This is a genomic window from Vibrio sp. 1978 (genome assembly GCF_033344345.1).
Map to the genome: position 1 here is coordinate 1 of NZ_JAWPOP010000960.1, position 529 is coordinate 529.

The 529-nt window shown below is 44.0% G+C and carries 1 protein-coding gene; it reads right to left on the reverse strand.

All coding sequences use genetic code 11. The annotated features are described in order from the left end of the window. Positions 1-93: 93 nt before the first annotated feature. Positions 94-384 (reverse strand): hypothetical protein, encoded by a 291-nt coding sequence (locus R8N49_RS30095; RefSeq protein ID WP_065274635.1) that lies wholly within the window; start codon positions 382-384, stop codon positions 94-96. Positions 385-529 lie beyond the last annotated feature (145 nt).

A 529-nucleotide genomic window follows, 5' to 3' on the forward strand; every position in this document is an offset into this window, starting at 1 on the left:
TCACGAACCTTCTGCAGCTGGTCTAATGCTGATTGGCTCACTTTGTTGCTCCCACATCCACAGGAGCAGTTCAACTTGATATCCGTTTTTGGGTTAAAGTTCTTGGTTTGAGCAAGTGCCACGAGCACCTCCTTTGGCGCGTTTCTTGTCGAAATAGACATAAACATCAAAGATAAAACGAGCAGCTATCAGAGCTAAGCCGCCCAAAGAGATTAAGTTTGCGAGGGTAATATCTGGTGTGGATGCAGCCGTTTCTGCAGCTTGCTGGGCTTTTGCTGCCACTTCATTGCTGAAAAAGCTAACGCCACCGCCTCCACCGTAAGCAATTAAACGGCCTTTGAAGTCGTGCAGCTTGAGCCACACTTCAGAAAAACAGAATGACATCAGCTCTCTCGACTCAAATTTCAGGCATAAAAAAACCGCCAAAAAGGCGGCTTTCAGAATTCATGTATATTTATCCATACTGGATATTTGCATAGTAATTTGACAGATTCTGTTTTTCAACCCCAATCCTAAAGAGTTTTTGACA

Bases quoted from the DNA above. Each gene is read 5' to 3' on its own strand.
- R8N49_RS30095 (WP_065274635.1), bottom strand. From the start codon at position 384: ATGTCATTCTGTTTTTCTGAAGTGTGGCTCAAGCTGCACGACTTCAAA.